Annotated in this window: 21 protein-coding genes; 14 read left to right on the top strand and 7 right to left on the bottom strand. The window is 60.3% G+C overall.

The window, feature by feature from the left end:
- Positions 1 to 134 precede the first annotated feature (134 nt).
- The 7 genes from rsxB (at position 135) to HDE72_RS05700 (ending at position 8546) form a co-directional block, all read left to right on the top strand.
- Positions 135 to 869 carry an electron transport complex subunit RsxB gene (gene rsxB, locus HDE72_RS05730; protein WP_311735206.1) on the top strand — a complete coding sequence of 245 codons (735 nt, stop codon included), beginning with the start codon at positions 135 to 137 and terminating at the stop codon, positions 867 to 869.
- Positions 866 to 1513, top strand: a complete 648-nt coding sequence (gene nth, locus HDE72_RS05725) for an endonuclease III (protein ID WP_183737839.1) — start codon at positions 866 to 868, stop codon at positions 1511 to 1513. The genes rsxB and nth overlap by 4 nt, the downstream gene beginning before the upstream one ends.
- A gap of 193 nt (positions 1514 to 1706) precedes the next feature.
- Positions 1707 to 4574 carry a class I adenylate-forming enzyme family protein gene (locus tag HDE72_RS05720; RefSeq protein ID WP_183737837.1) on the top strand — a complete coding sequence of 956 codons (2868 nt, stop codon included), beginning with the start codon at positions 1707 to 1709 and terminating at the stop codon, positions 4572 to 4574.
- A 25-nt stretch (positions 4575 to 4599) separates the two neighbouring features.
- Positions 4600 to 6387: an AMP-binding protein gene (locus tag HDE72_RS05715; RefSeq protein ID WP_183737835.1), complete on the top strand. Its 1788-nt coding sequence runs from the start codon at positions 4600 to 4602 to the stop codon at positions 6385 to 6387.
- On the top strand, positions 6387 to 7271 hold the full coding sequence (locus HDE72_RS05710; RefSeq protein ID WP_183737833.1) for a hypothetical protein: 885 nt from the start codon (positions 6387 to 6389) through the stop codon (positions 7269 to 7271). The genes HDE72_RS05715 and HDE72_RS05710 overlap by 1 nt, the downstream gene beginning before the upstream one ends.
- Position 7272: 1 nt before the next feature.
- The gene (locus HDE72_RS05705) at positions 7273 to 8391 is read left to right on the top strand and encodes an MBOAT family O-acyltransferase (protein WP_183737831.1); all 1119 of its coding nucleotides are present in this window, start codon (positions 7273 to 7275) and stop codon (positions 8389 to 8391) included.
- A 14-nt stretch (positions 8392 to 8405) separates the two neighbouring features.
- Positions 8406 to 8546 (top strand): hypothetical protein, encoded by a 141-nt coding sequence (locus tag HDE72_RS05700; RefSeq protein ID WP_183737829.1) that lies wholly within the window; start codon positions 8406 to 8408, stop codon positions 8544 to 8546.
- A gap of 45 nt (positions 8547 to 8591) precedes the next feature.
- Here HDE72_RS05700 and proB read toward each other — a convergent pair whose 3' ends face one another.
- From proB to rplU, 4 genes are all read right to left on the bottom strand, one after another.
- On the bottom strand, positions 8592 to 9710 hold the full coding sequence (gene proB / locus HDE72_RS05695; RefSeq protein WP_183737827.1) for a glutamate 5-kinase: 1119 nt from the start codon (positions 9708 to 9710) through the stop codon (positions 8592 to 8594).
- Positions 9711 to 10051: 341 nt separating this feature from the next.
- Entirely contained in the window at positions 10052 to 11161 is a 1110-nt protein-coding gene (obgE, locus tag HDE72_RS05690) for a GTPase ObgE (RefSeq protein WP_183737825.1), read from the bottom strand.
- A gap of 109 nt (positions 11162 to 11270) precedes the next feature.
- A complete protein-coding gene (gene rpmA / locus HDE72_RS05685) occupies positions 11271 to 11543 on the bottom strand; it encodes a 50S ribosomal protein L27 (RefSeq protein ID WP_183737823.1) in 273 nt (90 codons plus the stop codon).
- A gap of 40 nt (positions 11544 to 11583) precedes the next feature.
- Positions 11584 to 11895 (bottom strand): 50S ribosomal protein L21, encoded by a 312-nt coding sequence (rplU, locus tag HDE72_RS05680; protein ID WP_034754730.1) that lies wholly within the window; start codon positions 11893 to 11895, stop codon positions 11584 to 11586.
- Between the two features lie 312 nt (positions 11896 to 12207).
- On the opposite strand from rplU, the gene ispB reads away from it, so the two are divergent.
- Complete coding sequence (gene ispB, locus HDE72_RS05675; RefSeq protein ID WP_183737821.1) at positions 12208 to 13197, top strand: octaprenyl diphosphate synthase; 990 nt, start codon at positions 12208 to 12210, stop codon at positions 13195 to 13197.
- A gap of 57 nt (positions 13198 to 13254) precedes the next feature.
- On the opposite strand, the gene arsH is transcribed toward ispB, so the two are convergent.
- From arsH to HDE72_RS05660, 3 genes are read right to left on the bottom strand one after another with little or no spacing between them, the layout of a single operon-like run.
- Positions 13255 to 13983 (bottom strand): arsenical resistance protein ArsH, encoded by a 729-nt coding sequence (gene arsH, locus HDE72_RS05670; protein ID WP_183738318.1) that lies wholly within the window; start codon positions 13981 to 13983, stop codon positions 13255 to 13257.
- A 10-nt stretch (positions 13984 to 13993) separates the two neighbouring features.
- Complete coding sequence (gene arsC, locus HDE72_RS05665) at positions 13994 to 14416, bottom strand: arsenate reductase (glutaredoxin) (RefSeq protein ID WP_183737819.1); 423 nt, start codon at positions 14414 to 14416, stop codon at positions 13994 to 13996.
- A 17-nt stretch (positions 14417 to 14433) separates the two neighbouring features.
- Positions 14434 to 14793 (bottom strand): ArsR/SmtB family transcription factor, encoded by a 360-nt coding sequence (locus HDE72_RS05660; protein ID WP_221291179.1) that lies wholly within the window; start codon positions 14791 to 14793, stop codon positions 14434 to 14436.
- Between the two features lie 124 nt (positions 14794 to 14917).
- Between HDE72_RS05660 and HDE72_RS05655 the strand changes: the two genes are divergently transcribed.
- From HDE72_RS05655 to HDE72_RS05630, 6 genes are all read left to right on the top strand, one after another.
- Complete coding sequence (locus HDE72_RS05655; RefSeq protein ID WP_183737817.1) at positions 14918 to 17002, top strand: AsmA family protein; 2085 nt, start codon at positions 14918 to 14920, stop codon at positions 17000 to 17002.
- 691 nt (positions 17003 to 17693) lie between these two features.
- Entirely contained in the window at positions 17694 to 18716 is a 1023-nt protein-coding gene (locus tag HDE72_RS05650; RefSeq protein ID WP_260176529.1) for a glycosyltransferase family A protein, read from the top strand.
- Between the two features lie 17 nt (positions 18717 to 18733).
- Complete coding sequence (locus HDE72_RS05645) at positions 18734 to 19726, top strand: hypothetical protein (RefSeq protein WP_183737813.1); 993 nt, start codon at positions 18734 to 18736, stop codon at positions 19724 to 19726.
- Complete coding sequence (locus tag HDE72_RS05640) at positions 19710 to 20441, top strand: hypothetical protein (RefSeq protein WP_183737811.1); 732 nt, start codon at positions 19710 to 19712, stop codon at positions 20439 to 20441. Before HDE72_RS05645 ends, HDE72_RS05640 begins: the two co-directional genes overlap by 17 nt.
- Complete coding sequence (locus HDE72_RS05635; protein WP_183737809.1) at positions 20438 to 21556, top strand: glycosyltransferase family protein; 1119 nt, start codon at positions 20438 to 20440, stop codon at positions 21554 to 21556. Before HDE72_RS05640 ends, HDE72_RS05635 begins: the two co-directional genes overlap by 4 nt.
- 10 nt (positions 21557 to 21566) lie before the next feature.
- Positions 21567 to 22487, top strand: coding sequence for a fatty acid desaturase family protein (locus HDE72_RS05630; RefSeq protein WP_183737807.1), 921 nt, complete (start codon positions 21567 to 21569; stop codon positions 22485 to 22487).
- Positions 22488 to 22950 lie beyond the last annotated feature (463 nt).

The raw sequence follows: 22950 nt of genomic DNA, 5'->3' as shown, positions 1-22950 counted from the left end.
GCGCAACAGTTGGTGAGAATTGTGTGGCGAACGCAGGCGGCGTATATCCTTGCCTGCAACAGGTTTTTTACTTGTGTTTACTTGTATATGGCCCGAATGGCCGATAATGGCGTTTTAGCATATTGAAGAAGACCGTGCCGCACCCAGTTCCCCCATCACTTGCCGACCAGATTGAAGACTTGCTGCCGCAAACGCAATGCACCAAATGCGGTTACAGCGGGTGCCGCCCGTATGCCGATGCGATCGCCGAAGGCAGCGCCGAGATCAACCAGTGTCCGCCCGGCGGCGCACAGGGCGTGGTCCGTCTGGCCAGTCTGCTGGGCAAAAAAGTCATTCCCCTCAATCCTGTCCATGGTTATGAGCGCCCGCGCTCGCTGGCCTACATCGATGAATCGTTGTGCATCGGCTGCACCCTGTGCATCCAGGCTTGCCCCGTCGACGCCATCGTCGGCGCGGCCAAGCAGATGCATACGGTGGTAAGCGCGCTATGCACGGGCTGCGACCTGTGCGTGGCGCCCTGCCCCGTCGATTGTATCGTCATGTACCCGGTCAGCGGCGAGGCCACCGGCTGGGACGCCTGGAGCCAGGCTGAAGCCGACGATGCGCGTGCGCGCCACGACTTGCGCACGCAGCGCTTGCGCCGTGAAGTAGCGGAAAACGACGCGCGCCTGGCCGCCAAGGCCGTCGCCAAGATGCAGGAAGTGACACAGGAAGTAACCGTCACGCCCGAAGAAACCGCTGAAAAAGAACGCAAACGCGCCATCATCGCCGCCGCCATGGAGCGTGCGCGCGCCAAGGCGGCCGCAGCCGCCGGCACCAACCCACCGCCAGCCCCTGACGTATCCACCGTACCGAAAAAAGACGCATGAACGCCGCCAAACGACTGGAAATCTTCAAGCGCTTCCGCGCTGCCAATCCTTCGCCCAAGACCGAGCTCGAATACACCACGCCCTTCGAATTGCTGATCGCCGTGCTGCTGTCGGCGCAGGCGACCGACGTGTCCGTCAACAAGGCCACGCGCGTGCTGTATCCGGTGGCCAATACGCCAGCGAGCATACTGGCGCTGGGCGTCGATGAATTGACGCAATACATCCGCACCATCGGCCTGTTCCGCACCAAGGCGAAAAACGTCATCGCCACCTGCCAGATCCTGCTCGACCAGCATGGCGGCGAAGTGCCGCGCGACCGCGCCTCGCTGGAAGCCTTGCCGGGCGTAGGCCGCAAGACAGCCAACGTGGTGATGAACACGGCCTTTGGCGAGCTGACCATGGCGGTCGACACGCACATCTTCCGCGTCTCGAACCGCACCGGCATCGCGCCAGGCAAGAATGTCGATATCGTCGAGCAGAAACTGCTCAAGTTCGTCCCCAGGGAATTTCTGCTCGACGCCCACCACTGGCTGATCTTGCATGGCCGCTACACCTGCATCGCCCGCAAGCCCCAATGCTGGAACTGCATGATTGCCGACCTGTGCGATTACAAGGACAAATCGCCGATGCCGGCCGTGGTATAAATGAGGCTAAGCAAATAAAGCAAGAGAATAAACTGATATTTCAAGAAGTGAATGTATATTAACGTAGCCCATGTAAGCTTTTGTAATATGGGTCAACGGACTTGCCTGTGATCACGTTTCTGCGCACAGCGGTAGGAAATCATTAACTGCAATGCGTAACAACGCCGATCCGGCAAAACAGTCTTTTAAAAATATGCAGAAAAAAACACTGGACCTGCTCGCCTGTCCCGCTTGTCGTATTGCCATGCAGCCGCATGGGCAATCCGACAACAGCAAACGCTTGATGCATGGCTGGCTCGAATGCCCGCTATGCGCGGTACAAATACCCGTAGTGCAAGGTTTTGCGCTGTTCACTGAAGCCACGCCGGCCGAGAGTGCCGACCTGACGCAGAAATTGGCCACGCTGGACCAGCAATTGAGTCCATCGCCCGATTACATTTCCTTTGTCCATCACCGCCATATCCGGCGCATTCCCGACCGCTATGCGGCATTTCAGCCATTTAATGAATCGACCCGCGCTTTTTATGCACTGCTCGACCTGGTACGCGGCCAGTTGCAAGCGGGCGACGTGATACTCGATACATGGGGCCGCACTGGCTGGAGCGGCGAAATGCTGGCGGCAGCGTTTCCCGAACAACATGTCATCTCCATCTGGGAAGGCAACTTCGATGTGCTCGGCTATGCCGGTTATGCGCATTGGCTGCCGGCCGCGCGGCGCGCCCCCAATCACGACATCGTGTTTGCCGCAGCGGGCGCCGGCCTGCCTTTCCTCGATCAACAGTTTCATCTGATACATGGTCTCGATTCCCTGCACCGCTACGCACCGCTGAGCTTTGCCGGCGACGTCTTGCGCGTGGCGCGTGGCGATGCGGTGATCGTGTTTCCCCATGTACATATGGCCAATAGCCAGCCGCAGCCGTTCTTCGAGCGCGGCGGCGCCATCGTGCATGGCCGCGCTTATCAGCAACGTTTCGAACGGGCGCAGGCGCGCCGCGACCGCAAGGTGATGGTGATGGCCGAAGTGCAGCTATTCAATGCCGAGGGGACCCTGGACGCCGATCCGGATACGCCCCATTACAACGGCGTGGTGGCGCTGCTGCCGCCGGCATGGCAAGGCGCGCCGCTGCGCAGCGCCAACCTCGATATCTGCCTGCCGCAATCGCGTGCGGCAAGCAATGCCTTGCTGCGCATCGACAGCCTGGCCGGCAGCGCTACGCCCGACGCCTCGGCGCTGGGCGGCCTGATGGAAGAATTACTGCTGCGCCACCCCTGTTATGCCGAGCGGCTGGCGCAACTGGGGCCGGTAGCGCTCAATGCACTGCAATTACAGTTGTTATTCCAGTTGGGGCAATTACGCACCCTGGAGGAAACAGCGCGGCAACTAGACTTGCCATTTGACACGGTGGCACACGAAGCGGCACAGCTGGTCGGCCAGGAATTGCTGCAACTGGCGCCGCTCAGCGACGCCATGATACGGCTGCAATCGTATTATGCCGACCAGATCGTGCGCCCGCTGCCGAGCGAGGAAACCTTTGAATACCTGTGGCAATTGCTGCCAGCACTGTATTGCGAACGGCCGCTGCTGTTGTCAGGCGCTGATGGCAGCGCCTTCGGCTGGAACGAGGTGGAACTGCTGGTCGGCGCCTTGCAGCGCGGTTTGATCGCCAGCGGCGTGAAACCGGGCGACAGGGTCGCAATGTTGTGTGCGCCCCATCCTGAAGCCATGTTGCTGAGCTGGGCAGTATGGCGCAACGGCAGCGTACTGGTGCCGCTGCGCAAGGAGCTGGCCGATGCCGGCGCCAGCCTGGAAACCCTGCTGCAGCATATTTCGCCCACATTGCTGGTGCTGGACCGGCCGCGTGTCGCCGCCGCCAGCGTGGCGGCCTGTCCGGTGCTGGTGCTCGACGACGCCGGCGACGAAGCGGCCCCGGCTGAAGACGGCTGGCCGGTACTGGCCGACTTGCTGGAAACATGGATGGACTTGCCAGCCACCGCGACAACTAGCGTGGCGCCAGACGATGCAGCGGTGATCCTGTTTACTTCCGGCAGCACCGGCCTGCCCAAGGGCGTGGTGCTGGACCAGCGCGCGCTATTGCAAAGCGGCCAACTGGCGGCCACCGAATTCGGCTGGCATGATAAGGATGTCTTGTTGTCGCTGGGCGACCATCACACCATGAGCGGCTTGCGCAATCCGGCCGTGGCGGCGCTGTTCGCTGGCGCCACGGTCTATATTCCGGACGATGCCGTACGCCTGAATGTCGGCAAGACCTTGCAGGCGGTGGCCGAACACGGCGTCACCTTGCTGGCGACCGGTCCGGCCTGGCTGTCCATGCTGGACTTGCTGCCGCCGCACCTGACACGGCATCCGGCGAGCTTGCGGCAAATCCTGTCCACCGGCGCCCCGCTGCAATCGGCACTATACGCGGCGCTGGCCGAGCGCATGCAAGTGGCGATCATCGATTATTACGGTTTGACGGAAACCGGCGGCCTGTGCCTGGTCTTCGAACATGACAACGCTGCGCTACAGGCGCCAGCACTGGGACGCCCGGTCGGCGCGGTGCTGCAAATCTGCGATGAGCACGGCGTTCCCGTCGCAGCGGGCGTGGCCGGCGAATTGCGCGTACATAGCAACCAGCTGATGCGCGGCTATTGGAATAATCGGGCACACAGCGCAGCCGCCAAGCGCGGCGGCTGGCTGTACACCGGCGATATTGCCAGCCACGACGGAAATGGTCGCATCAAGCTGCTGGGGCGGCGAGACGATCAGTTGAAGAATGAATTCGGCGAGATCGTCCATCCCTCCCACCTGGAACGTATCATGGCCAGCCATCCGCAAGTACGTGAAGCCGCCGTCGCGCAAGGACCGCAAGGCCTGGTCGGCTTGCTGGTAGTACAAGACGGAAATAATTTGTCTGACTTTGCCAGCGATTTTGCCGCCTTTTGCCGTCGCCAGCTGGCCGGACATTATTTGCCGCGCGAACTACGCCAGCTGAGCGCACTGCCCTATACCGCCGCAGGAAAACTGGACCGCCAGGCATTGGCGCAGTCGATTCCCCAATAAAAAACCAGAACAATAGAGAGACATCATGTTTCAAGCCCGTCCCAGCGCCGCACAATTTCTTATCGGCCCTAAAAACCTGTCCTATGCCGAACTGGAAGAAGCCATACTGCAAGTCGCCGCCCAACTGCTGCAACGCCAGCTGGCTGGCAAGCGCATCTTGTTCATGGTGCGCGACGACCATCCTTACGCCCCGCTGCTATTGGGCTGCATGCGCGCCGGCGCGGTGCCGATGCTGCTCGATCCGGGCACGCCGGCGCAGCAAGTACGCGATATCCTGGAACACAGCGGCGCCGACGGCGTGATCGCCGATGGCGATACGATAGACCACTGGCTGGCGCAAGGGCTGAGCTTGCCGGCACAGCAATTGCGGGTCCAGCCCGCCGCCGCCAAAGGCATGCTGCTGAACAAGCTGCTGGGACGCCGCGCAGCGGTCGACCTGGACAATTGGCCAGGCTTGCTGTCGGGGCAAAAAGCGCCATCACTGCCGCCATTGCGCGAAGATGGCATCGCCTATGTGGTGTTTACTTCCGGCAGCACGGCGCGTCCAAAAGGTGTGCAGATGCGCTGGCCGGCACTCCTGAGCCACCTCGATACCATCGCCACGCAATATCAGTTGCAAGACGATGCGCGCCTCATGAATCTGATGCCGCTGTCGCATGCCGACGGCCTGGTGCAAGGCTTGCTGCTCTGTTATCGGCGTGGTCTGACGCTGGTGCGCCCAGCGCCGTTCAGCATCGTCGCCATCGAAAACATCCTGATCGCGCTATACCGTGAACGGGTCAGCCACCTGATCGTGGCGCCGACCACCCTGGCGCTGATCCAGCAATACGGCGGCCACCTGGCGGAAAATTTTGCCAGCGACAGTTTCCGCTTTGCCATTTCATGCAGTGCGCCCTTGAGCAGCGCCGTCTGGAGCGGCTTCAGTACACGTTTTAGCGTGCCCGTCGTCAATACCTATGGCTTGAGCGAAACCGGTACCTGCGGCTTTTATGCTGGCCCCGATGCGGCTAGCCACAAAATCGGCAGTATCGGCATGCCACGCGACATGGTCGCAAAGATCCTGCGTGAGGACGGCAGCCTGGCCGGTGGCAACGAGCCGGGCGAATTGTGTGTGCAAGGCAGCAATTTGATGTCTGGCTACCTGGACGACCCTGCCGCCACTGCCAAGGCGCTGCGCGACGGCTGGTTGCATACCGGCGACCAGGCCATCTGCGACAGCGACGGCGTGTACTGGATAACGGGACGCATCAAGGACCTGATCATTTGCGGCGGCTATAATCTGTCGCCGGAAGCCATCAACGGCGTGCTGATGCAGCACCCTGCCGTGCTGGAAGCGGCCACGGTCGGCATGCCGGACGATATCTGGGGGGAGATTCCAGTCGCCTGTGTGGTATTGCGCCCCGGCCACGAAACCGATGCGTCGCAATTGCTGGCCCATTGCGGCCAGTACCTGGGCAGCCATGAATTACCGAAGAAAATACACTTCAGCAGCCAGTTGCCGCGCACGCCATCAGGCAAGGTGATCACGGCGCAATTGCAAAATGCATTGGCGCAGGACAGCAAGACCGGCCCTGCCATCGGCAATCTGCAAGAACAGATCTATACACTGGCAGCGCAGTTGTTCAACTTGCAGCCCGGTCAACTGAAGGGCGATTCGGGCCCCGCCAATACCCCGGGCTGGGATTCGCTGGCGCACATCAATTTCGTGATCGGCCTGGAAACCATGTTTGATATCCGCTTAAAACCATCCGATGTGGTGCGCATGGAAAGCATGGATGCGTCAGTACAATTGATTAAACGCCTGGTGCATTGATGCGCCCTGCACCACCATTGTGGGTCTGGCCGCTGGGTGCTGCACTGGCAACCGTGGCAGCCTTGTTAATGCTGCTATGGATGAATCACACCATCGGCCTGGAACCACCCGGCCTCGCCGCCGCCTATGCCAGGCGAGTCCTGGAGGCACCGCGCTCGCCCGGCGATATTCGCGTAGTGGGCATGGGCTCGTCCTTATTGATGGCGGCGACGCCGCCATCCTATCAAACGGCATACCATCTGCGCTGGATCCGCCTTAGCAATCCCGGTCTGGGCGTCAGCTTCCTTGGTGCCAGCCTGGTACAGGTCGAGCAACATCCGCCGGATATCCTGATAATTGAAAAAAATCTGCTGCTGGTCGATCCCCAGCATGAGAGGATGGGGCGCCTGCGCGGAGAAGTCACGCTGGGTTTGAGAAAAATCGCCGCTATCGCCATCCCCTCGCTGACCCAGACCAATCAGGTAGATGATGCGCTGCAAAAACAAGATGAAGATCTTTCTTGTGCGCAGCTGCCAAAACCTCCCAATGAGGTTGATTTTGAAAAGTATATGGATCTTTTAAATACCACCTATACCAGTCTGCAAGTGGATTCCTCCTTAACCGCCGCCGTGCAAAGGCTCGCTCGGCGTGGCGTCTATATAGTCATACTCGATATACAGCGCTCCAAGACGATCGAACATTTGACCACGAACGCCAAACAAGCATGGTTTGCACATCTGCAACAAGAACTGCCGCCTGGCGCCAGGCTCGCATATTGGACGTCCCCTTCCTATGATAATGGCGCACTGTATTGCGACGGCAGCCATTTGAGTCCCGACGGCAAGCGTCAGTTCTCAGTATGGTGGTATCAGCAATTGGCACAACTCAAGAAGACGATAAGCTAATATGATGTGGCTAAGTGATTTCGGCATGCTGTTCATCATCGCCACAACCGTGCTGTACTATCTACTGCCGCCAACGTGGAGGCCATGGCTGCTGACGGCGGGCGGATGCCTGTTATTGGCGCACGATAGTTGGACCAGCGTGCTGGTCTGGACCGCGCTGCTTGCCTGGCTGGCCTTGATCTGCGGCCCCGGCTGGCGCCGCCACGCACTGGTGCAGAAGATCGGCTTGGCCGGCTTGCTGATCGCGTTTGCCGGATATCAATACGCCAAGGCATGGCAGGGACTGCTGCCCTACCTGGGCTTTGCCTTCGTGACCTTGAAAGCCTGGCACTTGATCGCCGAACACGGCACGGGCGCTTACCGTCAGGGCCGTATGGCAAGTTCACTGTCCTATCTGCTGTTTCCACCCACCCTGCTGGTCGGGCCGGTGCAGCGTTATGACGCCTTTCGCATGGAGGCGCTGCGCGCGCGCTGGGATAGCCAGACGGCGTCGCGCGCCCTGGAGCGTATGCTGTATGGCTATTGCAAGATCGTCTTGCTGGCGAATTTTCTACTGGCGAATAAACTGCAAAGTCTGCATGGCCTGAGCACCCATGTCTGGCTCGATACTTACCTGGGCTTGCTGGCCTATGGCCTGGACTTGTATTGGCAATTTTCTGGCTATTGCGATATCGCCATCGGCTTCGCATTGCTGTTGGGCATGCGCGTCCCGGAAAATTTCAACTTCCCATTTGCTGCCCGCAGCTTGCAGGACTTTTGGCGTCGCTGGCATATCACGGTATCGGAATGGTGCCGCGACTTTGTATTCCGGCCCATGTTTGCGCGCAGCAACAACTACCTGGCCGCCAGCCTGTGCGGCATGATGGTGCTGGGCCTGTGGCACGAGCTGTCGCCGCGCTACCTGGCCTGGGGCCTGTTCCATGGCGCCGGCCTGGGCGTGGTGCACTTGTGGTCGAAATACTCGCCGCTAGCCGAAAAATTACGCCAGTACAAGGCATGGCGCGTGGCCAGCTGGTTTTTGACGCTGCAATTCGTGATTCTCAGTTTTGCGCTCACTTCCAGTCCGACCATTGCCGAAGCGATCAGCAAACTGGCCATTCTGAGCGGCCTGCACTTTTAAAGAAAGGCAATGAGATGTATACATTTTTGCTGCGCTGGCTGCCTGCGCCACTGGCCAATCTGATCATGGCCTTGTGGTATGGCGGCTTGCTGATGATGCTATGGCTGAAGCTACCAGACGCCCTGGGCGTTGGTTTCCGTTACGGCCAGATATAGAAAACGCTGCCAGCACGCAATGCTGGCAGCGTTTCAATCTGCCGTCTACAACAGGACCATATTATCGCGGTGTATCAGCTCATGGCCTTCCATATAACCAAGGATGGCTTCGATCTCGGCGGAAGGCTTGCGCATGATGCGACGCGCTTCGCCGCTGGTGTAGTTGCACAGGCCGCGCGCCACCGGCGTACCTTGGCCATCGACACAGGTGATGATGGCGCCACGGCCAAATTCGCCCTGCACGCTTGTCACGCCGATCGGCAGCAGCGACTTGCCTTCCTGGCGCAGCTTTTGCACGGCGCCCGCATCGAGCACCACCGCGCCGGCCGTATGCAAATGATCGGCCATCCACTGCTTGCGGGCCGTCAACTGCCCCGTCTGCGCGCGTAATTCCGTACCGATGGCTTCACCCTGGGCCAGGCGGCTCAGCACGTCGCTGTCGCGGCCCCAGGCAATAATCGTATGCGCGCCCGACTTGGCGGCGCGCTTGGCGGCCAAAATTTTTGTCAGCATGCCACCGCGTCCCAGGCTGCTGCCGGCGCCGCCGGCCATCGCTTCCAGTGCCGGGTCGCCGGCGACGCCTTGCGTAATCAGGTAAGCGTTCGGGTCCTTGCGCGGATCGGCCGAGAACAGGCCGTGCTGGTCGGTCAGGATCACCAGCGCATCGGCTTCGATCAGGTTGGCCACCAAAGCACCGAGCGTGTCGTTGTCGCCAAACTTGATTTCATCGGTGACGACCGTGTCGTTTTCATTGATGATCGGCACCACGCCCAGGCGCAGCAAGGTTGTCAGTGTCGAGCGGGCATTCAGGTAGCGTTCGCGGTCGGCCAGGTCGGCATGCGTCAGCAACACTTGCGCCGTGCCCAGCTGGTGGGCGCGGAAGCTGCTTTCATAGATTTGCGCCAGGCCCATCTGGCCAACGGCGGCGCACGCCTGCAATTCGTGGATATCGGTGGGGCGCTGTTCAAAACCGAGGCGCAGCATGCCTTCGGCGATGGCGCCGGAACTGACCAGCACGACTTGCTTGCCCAGCGCGCGCAGACCGGCAATTTGCGCCGCCCAGCGGGCGATGGCGGCATGGTCGAGGCCGCGGCCATCGTTGGTCACCAGCGAGGAGCCGACTTTGATGATGATGCGGTTAGCTTTTTGAATCACGGAATCCATGGGGCTCTTTATCTGTCAGCATGCAATATACGGTAGTAGCAAGATTATGCCTGCCAACTACGCGATTGCACACCTGAACAACACAAAACCCTGGGGCAAGCAGAAGCGAAGGAACGCGACATGCGACCGGCTGGCTGCGCCAGGACCAACTATGCAGTGATATCGCCAAGGACGGGCGGTTTGCCCTGTCGTGTTGCGAACAGCGCCAGCAGCGCGATAGCGCTAGCCGACACCGGGAGAATGGCGTCGAACTGGCGGTAGCCACTGACGCCATGAAGGCCTATGCGACCCTTGAAGAGGATGACCGCGGCTGCCTCGCAGGCAGCCGCGGTCAGTGAGGCTTAATCCAGGATCTTGAAACGCGGATCATCCGGGTCGATCGACGAGATACCGCGTGCTTCTTCGGTCATCTGCGTTTCTTCGGCACGGCTTTCGCTGTGTTTCTTCGCTTCCAGATGCTGGTAAATCGCGTTGACCAGTTCAGGGCAACCGTTATGGTTCAGTGCGGAAATCTCGAACACAGGACCTTTCCAGCCGAAACGCTTGATGAAATCCTTGACGATTTTCACGCGGGTTTCATCCGGCACCATGTCGAGCTTGTTCAACACCAGCCAGCGCGGCTTGTCGACCAGCGACTCGTCGTACTTCTTGAGTTCCTTGACCAGCGCCTTGGCTTCCTTGACCGGATCGACATTGGTTTCAAACGGCGCCAGGTCGACGATGTGCAACAGCAAACCGGTACGCTGCAAGTGGCGCAGGAATTGATGGCCCAGGCCCGCGCCTTCGGAAGCGCCTTCGATCAAGCCGGGAATATCGGCGATCACAAAGCTTTTTTCGTGCGACACGCGCACCACACCGAGGTTCGGGTGCAGGGTAGTAAATGGGTAGTCAGCGATCTTCGGACGCGCGTTCGATACAGCCGAAATGAAGGTGGACTTGCCGGCGTTCGGCATGCCCAAGAGGCCAACGTCGGCCAGCACTTTCAATTCCAGGCGCAGTTCGCGGCGTTCGCCTTCCTTGCCCTCGCCTTTTTGGCGTGGTGCGCGGTTGGTCGAGGACTTGAAGTGGATATTGCCCCATCCGCCTTCGCCGCCCTTGGCCAGCAATTCGATCTGCCCGTGTTCGGTCAGGTCGGCCAGGATTTCACCGCTCGCGTTGTCGATGATCAAGGTGCCGACAGGCATGCGCATATGGATATCATCAGCGCCCTTGCCATAGCAATCAGCGCCACGGCCAGGCTCGCCATTGCGAGCCTTGTGCATTTTGGAAAAGCGGAAATCGACGAGCGTGTTGATATTGCGGTCGGCGACGGCCCAAATGGACCCGCCCTTACCGCCATCGCCGCCATCGGGGCCGCCAAAAGGCCGGAATTTTTCACGGCAGAAAGATGCACAGCCGTTGCCGCCATCGCCCGCGATGACTTCGATTTTTGCTTCGTCGATAAACTTCATAATTTTGCCGCCATAAAACTAAAAAGGCTCTACCTTGGGCAGAGCCTTTCGATTGAAGGCTTGCGCCTTACATCATGCGATCACAGCGGGGCAAGCGCCCCGCGATGAATTACGCTGGTACTGCTTCGTTTGGTACAACGGTCACGAATTGCTTCGAGCCAGCACCTTTGACAACGAACTTCACTTTGCCAGCGATCAACGCGAACAGAGTGTGGTCCTTGCCCGTGCCTACACCTTCGCCGGCGCGCACTGGGGTGCCGCGTTGACGAATGATGATGCCGCCAGCATTGATAGCCTGGCCGCCGTAGACTTTAACGCCCAGACGTTTTGATTCTGAATCACGGCCGTTTCGCGTTGTGCCGCCGCCTTTTTTATGTGCCATTTATAACTCCTTGATAGCTGATTAATTCAAACAGCGGCGATTAGCCGTTGATCGAAACGATTTGGATTTCGGTAAAATTCTGGCGATGGCCTTGATGCTTTTGGTAATGCTTACGACGACGCATCTTGAAAATTTTGACCTTATCATGGCGACCATGCGCCACAACCGTAACCAGTACCGTTGCACCTTCGACCAATGGAGCACCAAACTTGATGCTGTCGCCCGCGCCTACGGCGAGAACTTGATCGATGGTGATTTCGGAACCAATGTCTGCCGGTATCTGTTCTACTTTAAGTTTTTCGCCAGCGACAACTTTGTATTGTTTGCCACCGGTTTTTATGACCGCGTACATGATTTGAAACCTCATCAAATGTTGAAAGAATTTGTCCCTCTGCTACATAAAGCAAGCCGTACACAACAGGGGGAACCTGCAATTATACATGGCCTGTGAAAATGCGTCAAAAACTATTCACAAATGCGGATGATCGTGGTATGTCGACAACCTGAACACGATGTCATGCCAGCGTTTTACTGCGCTTTTTAATGACCATCATGGGCAATGCAATCAATTAACGGGCACTCATAGCCAAACTATAGGCAAACATCACGCAGGCCTTGGGCATGTCGTATAATCGCGGCACCCACAATCTATCGCAGGTTCGCCTTGTCTGACGCTAACAACCACGTTAACCAAAACACCATCGTGCAAACGATTGCCGCCGATATGGACGCAGTCAACACGGTGATCCGCCAAAAACTGCACTCCGATGTCATTCTGATCAACCAGATCGCCGAATACATCATCAGCGCAGGTGGCAAACGCATCCGTCCGGTGCTGATCTTGTTGGTGGCCAACGCCCACGCCTATCGCGGCACGGCGCACCACGAACTGGCTGCCGTGGTCGAATTCATCCACACCGCCACCCTGCTGCACGATGACGTGGTCGATGAATCGTCGATGCGCCGCGGCCGCCAGACGGCCAACGCCCTGTTCGGCAATGCCGCCTCGGTACTGGTGGGCGACTTCCTGCACTCGCGCTCGTTCCAGCTGATGGTGGCGCTGGACAATATGCGCGTGATGCAAATCCTGTCGGACGCGACCAATGTGATCGCCGAAGGCGAAGTGCTGCAATTGCTGAATATGCACGATCCGGATGTGACCCAGGAAAGCTACCTGAAAGTCATCCGCTCGAAAACCGCCAAGCTGTTTGAAGCCTCGGCACAGCTGGGCGCCCTGATCGCCGGCGTCAGCGAAGCCGATATCGAAGCGGCAGCCGAATACGGCCGCTCGCTGGGCACCGCCTTCCAGCTGATCGACGACGTGCTCGACTATGCAGGCGACGCCGCTGAAATTGGCAAGAACGTGGGCGACGACTTGCGTGAAGGCAAACCGACCCTGCCGCTGATCTGGCTGATGGAAAATGGCACGCCGGAACAGCGCGAACTGGTACGCAGCTGCATCGAGCAAGGCGACGAGCAGCATTTCGACGCCATCCTGGCAGCCGTCACCAGCAGCGGCGCCCTGGATTACACACGCAAGGAAGCGGAAATCGCTGCCCAACGCGCCGCCGACGCGATCGCCGGCTGGCCCGACAGCGTCTACAAGCAATCCTTGCTGCAACTGTGCACCTTTGCCGTGGACCGCAATCACTGATCGCGTTGCAACGCATCACAACAGAACGGCGCCGATGGCGCCGTTTTTTATGGATGCCTACTTACTTTCGTGTTCCATGGCCGCGCCCGCCAATTCACGCACGATGGCCGGCTCCGCTTCCAGCCGTTCGCTGTAGCGGCTGCCCAGATAATCGCGGCGGTCGCGCACCAGCAAGGTGAATTTATACAATTCCTCCATCACATCGACCAGGCGCTCATAATAAGGCGACGGTTTCATGCGGCCCGCATCGTCGAATTCCTGGTAAGCCCTGGCCACCGAAGACTGGTTCGGTATCGTCACCATGCGCATCCAGCGGCCCAGCACGCGCAAGCCATTGACGGCGTTAAACGATTGCGAGCCGCCCGACACTTGCATCACGGCAAGAGTACGCCCCTGCGTGGGCCGCACGCTGCCCGTTTCCAGCGGCAGCCAGTCGATCTGCGATTTGAATACGCCCGTGAAAGCGCCATGCCGCTCGGGACTGCACCAGACCTGCCCTTCCGACCAAAATGACAAATCGCGCAATTCCTGCACTTTCGGATGGTCGGGCGGCACACTGTCGACCATCGGCAAGCCTGCCGGATCGAACACGCGCGTCTCGGCACCGAAATGGCGCAGGATGCGTTCTGCTTCCAGCGTCAGCAGCTTGCTGTAGGAACGTTCACGCAGGGAGCCGTACAACAGCAAGATGCGCGGTGCGTGCGTGGACAGCTGCACCGGCGCCAGCTTGTCCAGGCTGGGCAGATCCAGGTGCGCGGCGCTAATATTAGGCAACTGATTGGCCAGGTCGTCCATCTCAGGCCACCGGCTTGCCGTCAGCGCCCACCACGGCTTGCCCGTCTTCCTTGTTAAACGCGCCCTGCTGCGGCAAAGGCAGGATTTCCAGCACCTTTTCCGACGGCCGGCACAGGCGCACGCCCAGTTCCGTGACGACGATGGGGCGGTTGATCAGAATAGGATGGGCTTGCATGGCGTCCAGCAGGGCCGCATCGGGCAAGTCCGGATTGGCCAGGCCCAGCGCTTCATACAAGTTGCCCTTGTCGCGCATGGCGGCCCGCACAGACAGGCCGGCGCGGCTAATCAAATCGATCAGCTCCTCGCGCGAGGGCGGGTGCTTGACGTAATCGATGATGACAGGTTCCACCCCCGTGTTGCGGATCAGGGCCAGGGTATTGCGCGAGGTGCCGCAAGCGGTATTGTGGTAAATCGTGATGTTCATCAAATATTCTCCTTTGGTCAAGATGGTTCACGGGGTTCGGTGACGCAGCACGGCGCGCCCGCGCAGCAGTTTTCCGTCAAAAAGGCCAGCAAGCCATTCATGCCGGCATAGTTGGCGGCGTAGATGATGGAGCGCCCGGCCTTGCTTGCCGTCACCAGATCGGCATGCGCCAACTCCTTCAGGTGAAACGACAGCGACGAGGGCGCGATGCCCAGCGCCTCGGCAATCTTGGTGGCGGCCATGCCTTCCGGCCCCGTCTGCACCAGCAGCCGGAATACAGCCAGCCGCGATTCCTGGGCCAGCGCGGCCAGTGCCGCAATGGCGGCCGCGCTGCTCAAAGGCAAGGCCGGCTTATTAAGTGTGTTGGCGTTTTCCATATTTCAATAATAGTCGAATTATGGAATCAATGCTAGCCACCTTCTGTTCCTACGTAACCCAGCGCACCGACAGGCGTGGAAAAAAAGTCTATCTTGGCTAAAAATTCAAAACAATGGACATGCCATGACACGCTCTACACCGTTGAAAATCGTCGGCTGGACAATCGCAGTCTTGCTGGCCCTGATCGCCATCCTCGTCATCATCATCGCGACCTTCGACTGGAACCGCGCCCGCCCCTACATCAACCGCAGCGTTTCGGAAAGCACGGGGCGCGAGTTCGCCATCGGCGGCGATCTGCAAGTGAAATGGACGCAGGGCCAGGCGACGGAAACCGGCTGGCGCCGCTACGTGCCGCGCCCCGTGATCAGCGCGCAGGACGTGCACATCGGCAATCCGGACTGGGTCACAGTCGGTCCGCAACTGGCCAGCGCGCGGCGCATCGACCTGTCGCTGCACCTGCTGCCCCTGCTGCATCACCAGGTGGTGCTGACCGACCTGGCGCTTGAAGCACCGCAAATTTCCCTGCAGCGGCGCGCCGATGGCAGCAATAGCTGGACCTTGAAAGACAATGGCCCCTCGCAATGGGAGGTCGAAATCGACCGCCTGGCCTTTGCCGATGGCGCCATCCGCTATCTCGACGACGGCATCGCGCTCGACCTGCGCGCCAAAGTCAGCTCAACGGCGCCCGACACCCAGGATACTGCCAACGCAGCACCACAAAAATACGGCATCGCGTTTACATTAGGCGGCAGCTACCGCAAGGCGCCCGTGACAGGTGGCGGCAAGGCAGGCGCCGTGCTGTCGCTGAAGGACAACCATACGATTTATCCAGTGCAGGCCCATGCCGTGCTGGGCAAGAACAAGGCCAGCGTCAACGGCACCCTGACGGACCCGCGTACGCTGTCCGGCATCGATTTGCAACTGAGCCTGGCGGGCGCCAGCATGGCCGACCTGTATCCGCTGACAGGCGTGCTGCTGCCGGAAACGCCAGCCTACGCCACCAACGGCCGTCTGCTGGGCAAGAAAGATGGCCAACGCTGGATCTGGACTTATCAGAACTTCAAAGGCAGCCTGGGCGCCAGCGACCTGGCGGGCACCTTGCAATATTTACCGCGCCAGCCCCGCCCCCTGCTGCGCGGCGAAGTCCGTTCCGAGCAATTGCGCCTGGAAGACCTGGGCCCCACCATCGGCGCGGAAAGCAATGCCAGCAAACAGGCGCGCGGCAAGAAAGCCAACCAGCCCGACAGCAAGGCCTTGCCGGTGGAACAGTTCAATACGGCGCATTGGGATGCACTCGATGCAGACGTGAAATTTACCGGTAAAAAACTGGTGCGCACGCACGATATTCCACTCGACAATATCGTCGCCGACATCCACATGAAAGACAAGGTATTGAGTTTGACGCCCTTGAACTTCGGCATGGCGGGCGGCGAAATCACCACCAACATCACGCTCGACGGCCGCCAGAAAACCATCGCGGCGCAAGCCAAGGTGGCCGCGCGTCACTTGAAAGTGCGCGAACTGTTTCCCAAGCTGCAATCGATGCAGGCCAGCTTCGGCGAGGTGTATGGCGATGCAGCGCTGACGGGCCACGGCAACTCCGTCTCGTCCATGCTGGCCACGGCCAATGGCGAACTGGCCGCCACCGTCAGCGAAGGCACGGTCAGCCAGTTCATGCTGGAACTGGCCGGCCTGAACCTGGCCAACGCCGTCTTCGTGAAAGTGTTCGGCGACAAGCAAGTGCAGCTGAACTGCATGGCCAGCGATTTTGCCGTCACCGATGGCTTGGCCAAAGTGCGCCGTTTCGTGCTCGACACCGACAGCGCGGTGGTCGACGTGACCGGCAATGTCAGCCTGGCGAAAGAAACCCTGGACCTCGACATCCGCCCGAAAACCAAGGGCGCCCGCATCATCTCGCTGCGCACGCCGCTGTATGCAAAAGGCACTTTCAAGAACCCCGACGTGGGTCCGCAAAAAGGCCCACTGGCACTGAAAGCCGGCGCCGCCATCGCCCTGGCCACCGTGGTCGCCCCGGTCGCCGCCCTGCTGCCGCTGGTCAACATCGACAAAGCCCCCGACACCGACTGCGCCGCCATCATGGCGCAAGCCACCGCCACCCGCCAGCACCCCACTTCACCGGCCACGAAGGCGCCGGCCAGGAAAGTGAGCGAAGCGGAAATCAAGAAAGCGCAACAGGAGAAAAAATAAGCCGCCTTAAAGCTGCCGCATGAGCCTGGTAGAGCGCCACGTGCGGGACGCAGAGGCCGCAGCTTCGAATCCACTCACATCGACCAGATTGATCGAGCCCGATTCTGGATGCCAAATAATGAGCAATGAAAAATGGGAGTAAGTAGCGCGCTTGCGTGCAATCTGCTGAATTTGCATGATGAAGTTGTTTCACAGTAGGTTGACACAGAGCTCTGACCGTTCACGCGGGCGAGCCCAAGAGGGTCGTCAGCAGCGCGACACAAGGCATAAACAATCTCCACTGCACTCCTCTGGCTCGGTGTGGCCGGAATCGCCCCGGCACCAATCGGCCGGCTTCGACTGATAGCGCAAATGAAAACATTGCCAATAAGCATCGATGCATCAGCCTGCTAGCAGCAGAATGCGGCCATGAGGACGGGTGTTCCATGAGTCACCGTGGCCGCCGTTCGCCAGCATGACGGCAGTAAGCTGACCCATCAATGCCCGGGGCGACTAATGCTGATATTGTCCAAAATTAAGATGGGTTCGGAACTAGCAAAGCAAAATGGCATCTCGGAATAGACAGTCCGTACGCCTGCAGCTTAGCTTGGTTAGCAGCCTCATCTGGATTGAGTTGAGGAGCTGGCCGCGCAACGGTGCGCCGATTTGACCAATTAACGGCCCTCGTCTTGTTTGGGCAATGGAAATCAATATGCCGCATGAACACGTCGCCGCGCGTACCGCGCTGGTATTGGAGACGAATAACCTGCGCGGCGGTGCCGACCTGGATGCGGCCGGCACCAGCCTGCTGCATGTGATCGGCCTGCTGGCGCAACAGAGCGTAGCACTGAGCGCACTCGCGCAACTGGTCGTCACGCACGACGGCCTGTCCGAGCGCATTCGCACAAGCGCGGAGCGCCTGGCAGGTCGCGGCATCGACTTCGTGCGTATCCATGCCAGCACCGGCTACTACCAGGCCAAGAACGACGGTTTCGACGCAGTCCATGCCGACCGCTGCGACTACGTCTGCTTCGCCGACGCCGACTGCACGCCCAAACAAGACTGGCTTGAACAGCTGATCGCGCCGCTGACAGAGGCAGCGCCACCGGCAGTGGTGGCCGGCCGCACCAGCTACGCCGCCACCGTGGCAGGCACCGCCCTAACCACGATTGACTTTATGTATTTCCCCAGCCAGCTGCAAGCTCGCGCGACGCGCAACTTCTACGCCAACAACGTGGTGTTCTTGCGCGAGGTGTTCGCGCAGCACCGCTATCAGCCACTCGACGGCGTGTACCGCGCGCACTGTCAGGTGCTGGGCCTGCGCCTCCAAGCCGCAGGCGTGGTTCTGCACTACGCGGCGCGGGCACACACCGAGCACAAGCTGCCCGATACCCGCCTCGAGCTGCTCAAATTGCGCTGGATGCGCGGACAGGACACGCTCGGCCTGACGCCCCACCTGGTGCGCACCTATCTGCCAAGGTCCATGCAATGGCTGGGTCACAGTGGCCCTGTCGGACCGCTCTGCGTGCTGACGGCGCGACTGTGGTACAGCCTGCGCGCACTCAACCATCAGGATGCAGCGCCGGTACGCGGCCTGCGCCGGGTGTCAGCCGTCGTCCTGATCGGGATCTTTTCTGGGCTGGACATGCTTGGCGCACTGTGCCGGGGCCTGGGTATCCGCAGCGCAGCCGCCGAGGGGGCCGACGCACAATCGCTGTCCTACCATGAACGCTAACCACGGGAAACCCTACCATGACCTTGCACCGTTCCTACCCCCCTTTACAATGGGCAGCCTTGAGCGCGCTGGCGCTGACCTTGAGCGCCGGCGCCACGGACCTGGAGGGACGTGGCGTTCACTATTTTGCATCAACCAGCGGCTGCCCGCTACCCGAGGTGAGCATGCGCGCCGAGATGTGCAACCGCATCGGCCTCGACGACCAGGCCACCACGGCAGCAGTCGACACCAGCTCGCATCAGATTCACTTCAACAACGCCCGCAGTTATGACAAAAAGTCCATCGTCGGCGACGTGCTGTTGCAAGGCTCGGCACTGGACGAAGCGGGCCGCCGCGTACCGGTCAGCGTCCACCTGATACTGAGTAAATCCGGAGACGCCTGGTCAGTCAGCGGCCATGCGCATACACCTGTCAAGGGGGCGTTCAGCGCGGTACACATTGCCCCCTATCTGGTGGACGTGCCGGCAGCAAGTGGCCGACGTGTGCTGGTAACGTTCGAGCAAGTCACAAAGCTGGTGTCCGATCCGGTCCTGGCATCGCGCCTGTCCAGCCACCTGGTACAGGTACGTGATAACCGCGGCGCGAACACGGGCGATGCCGACATCACCATCGCGCTCGGTGCAGGTAAGGTAGCCAAGCCTGTGATGCGCGCAAGGCTGCGCACCGATCCGCCAGGCGCCGGCAACGCCGGCGGCCTGCTGGCGCACGGCACCTGGTCATTCGAGCTGGAAGCGCTGACTGGAAAAATTCCCGACCACGTGGTCCAGCGCGAACTGTTCCTGTACGGCCTGAGCGAGCAGCCGCTGCTCAAGCCGCTGATGAAGCATGGCTTCGCCGCGCGCGAAAAGCTAACCATCGGCGCTGTGCACGGCCAAGGCTACCTACGCTACGGCGATCAGCAACAGGCCTTTGCCGGGGCCGGCGATGCGGCGTCGGACTTCCTTCAGCAAAGCTTTATCGGGCTCGTGTTGGGCAATCAACTGGTGGCGGGCGATGCGCTTGCACGCTGATGGAAGGCCGCTGCCGGCCCGCTTGGCAGCGCCGCCACTACGCGGTTTGCCGGCCATGCAGGGGCGCTGGGTCGACAGCATCAAGCGTGCCGCCCTGCGCCAACTGCATGCCAGCGTGGCCGGTGAGCGGCTACTGTTGCGTATCTACCTGATCGGCGAGGAGGCCAGCGAAATCGCGCTGCAGTCTGACCTGCTGGGCCAGCCGCCGGTCTGGCTGGCGCGACAATTGGAAAAGCACCTGGCGGACGAACGGCGTCATGCTTCGCTGTTTGCGGCTGCACTAACGGCGCGGGGCGGGATAGCGCCGATACCTTTGTCCGCGCGGCCCGATACGCTCACCCTGCGCAAGATAGCGCAATGGCGCACACTCGCGCATCGCTACGGCAGCAGCTTTTCCGCGGGCCACCTCATCCCGGCGTTCGCTATCGGCTTGTGTGCCGAACAGACGTTCACCCGCGTTCTGCGGCGCCATTGCGCACTAATTGGCGCAGTTCATCCGCTATATCCCCTGTTGGCTGGCGTGCTGGGCGATGAAGACCGCCACGTTCGCTTGTGCCAGCATACGCTGGCACGTCTGGTGCTGCCGTCCGAACACGGGAGTCTGGCATCGCTGCTCGATGAGATTCGCGCCATCGACCGTGCCTGGGGCGTCTCCAGCGCGCTCATCATGTATCTGGCCGGCGCCGCGTTGCGACTGTGGCCTGCACGTCCATGAATACCATCAAGGTCACCTATCTGGCAACGGCCGACGCCCGCGGCCACCTGATGCGCGCGCAACTACTCACGCATGCGTTGCGCGAATATGGCGCCGATGTCGAGGTACTGACCACATCGGACGAAGGGGTCGCTTTTCTGGCCGGATTCGGAATCACTGCGCACGTACTGTCGCGCCACTACGCAGTCCAGTTCGACACCCGGCAAAACATGCTGCCCGCAGAAACCGACGCAAATATCGCCAACTATCTGTTCCGACCGTCGCGCATGTGCCGCGACATTATGCAACTACGCGCCGCTCTGCGCAGCGCGGACCTCATCATCAACGACTCCTTTCACCCGGCATTGCTGTTCATGGGCTGCATGCCCGCATGGCGGGGAAAGGTGGTACACGTCTACGGTGCCAGCTTGCGGCAGGCGGTCCAAAACAATTTTTCCGGGCGACTACCAGCTATCCTGTCACGCCTGTTCCATCGTATCGTCGGATGGCAGATCAACGCCAGCTTAGCGCGCATTGAGCACGACTTTAGCTACGAGGCGACTTGCGACGGCGCCACATTCCGCCTGCCGACTCCGGTCGTTGTGGCCGCGCTGTTTGACGACGCAGTGCCGCGCGCCCAGGCGTGCGCAGCCGTCTACCTCAATCCCCATTTCCGCGACCCCTGCCTGGCCGAAGGCGTCGAAACCGGCTTGGGCCTCGCCTGCATGCACGCAACGCTGGTCGGCGAGGGCTATGCCGGGCGCGCGCGATGGGAGGCGCAGGATGCCGACTGGGTGCGGCAAGCTGCCGCCAGCAACCTGATCGTCTCGGCACCCGGCATGGCGGCGTTGTCGGTGGCGCTGGTCTACGGTCGACCCATCGTGCTGCTGCTAACCGAGCAGCCTGAGCAGAAGATCAACGCAGCGCGCGCGGCGGCGCTAGGGCTGGCACATCGCATCGTCATCTGGCGCGGCGACGCGGCAACGTTCGCCCAAGACCTGTGCAACGCGTGCGCCGGCCTGCTACAAAGCGGCCCCACCTTGCCTGCGCCGGACGGCCGCGCGGTAGCCGGCGCACGCCTGCAGAGCTGGGTAGCGGTGCTGTACGAGCTGGCCGCGCGGTCTATCCACCGATGAGGCGTCCATCATGAGGCCTCTATTACCGGCACATCTCACAACGATCAGCAATTCGCGCGCCCTACTCGCCGTCGCGCTTGACTGGGTGCTGATTGCTGTCTGCTTCGTCGCGGCTATCCGCTTTTCCCATCCGTTGGTGTTTCTGCTGAGCGCGATCCTGATCGCCCGCACCCAGCTCGCGCTAGCCGTGCTGATGCATGAAAGCGCTCACGGTACCCTGCTGTCGTATCGGTGCCTGAACGACATCGCAGGCCAGCTCTTCGCGGCAGCGCCACTGCTGCTGGTGATGGACTTCTATCGCAGCGGACACTTGCAGCATCACCGCGCGCCGATGGTGGCCGACGATCCGGTCGCCACCATATTCGGCATCGACGACTACCCCGTAACGCGTAGGGAATTGGTGTGGCGTTTGTTCAAAGATGCCACCGGCATTGGTTACTTCCTCAGCGCGCGCAATCTGGTCCGCACCAGGCAGCGTGACCGCAATCCGCACAAGGCTGCCGACCACAGCAAGAGGCTCTGCGCAATCGCCAGCATCGTTGCGGTGCAGGGCGTGATGATCGGACTGCTCGCGGCGGCGGGACATGCAGCGCTGTATTTCGGGCTTTGGATCTTGCCAGCGCTGACCTTGCTACCGCTGTTCGGGCGCATACGCGCGATCACCGAGCATGCCGGTTACCGGGCATCGGAAGATCAGCGATTCAGTGCGCGTACCGTCGTACGGCGCAGCTGGCAAACTTTTTTCGTCGGACCGCATCGTATCCATTACCATATCGAGCATCATGAATATCCACGCGTACCCTTCTATCGCTTGCATCAGGTGCATGCGCTCATGGCGCAACAAGGTCGCCTGCCGGCGGCCAACTTGTATCGATCGTATGGACAGGTGCTGAGAGACGTCAGCCAACTCAAGCAAACTGCTGAACACTGACCGCATGCTTTGCGTTAGTACACGATCAATTGCTGAGCTAAGCGTCTATGCCATGATGAATCATTTGCCTGAGCAACCAGCAAATAAGAAGAAACCATATCTCCTTGGGCTGCTCACCGGATTTCTCCCGATCCTCGTCTTTTTCCTGCTCAACATCGATCACCCGACTGACTTGGGATATTCATAGGTATCAGCGTGCCTGATTTCAACGACAGGCCACTGAAAATCCCACTGGCGTGCGTCGCACTGTGCCTGTTTCTTTGGGCATCGTTCAAGCCAAATCGAGACCGCCGGTCATTATTTCTCCTTGATAGCGGCAGTGTCCTGCCAAAGAACCGTTTACACAAAATTATTTACCCTCTTCGCCCCAACTAAAAATCTACTTACATAGCAAGCCAGCATTTCCCTTTCCTCCCATCGCGTATCCCGCTGATGCGCGCCCTATCTTTACACCCGTCCTCAT

The organism is Janthinobacterium saanense (genome assembly GCF_014200675.1).
In the GTDB taxonomy this organism is placed as follows: domain Bacteria; phylum Pseudomonadota; class Gammaproteobacteria; order Burkholderiales; family Burkholderiaceae_D; genus Janthinobacterium.
Note: the sequence above shows the minus strand (reverse complement) of the source record. Positions and strands in the feature narration are given on the sequence as shown.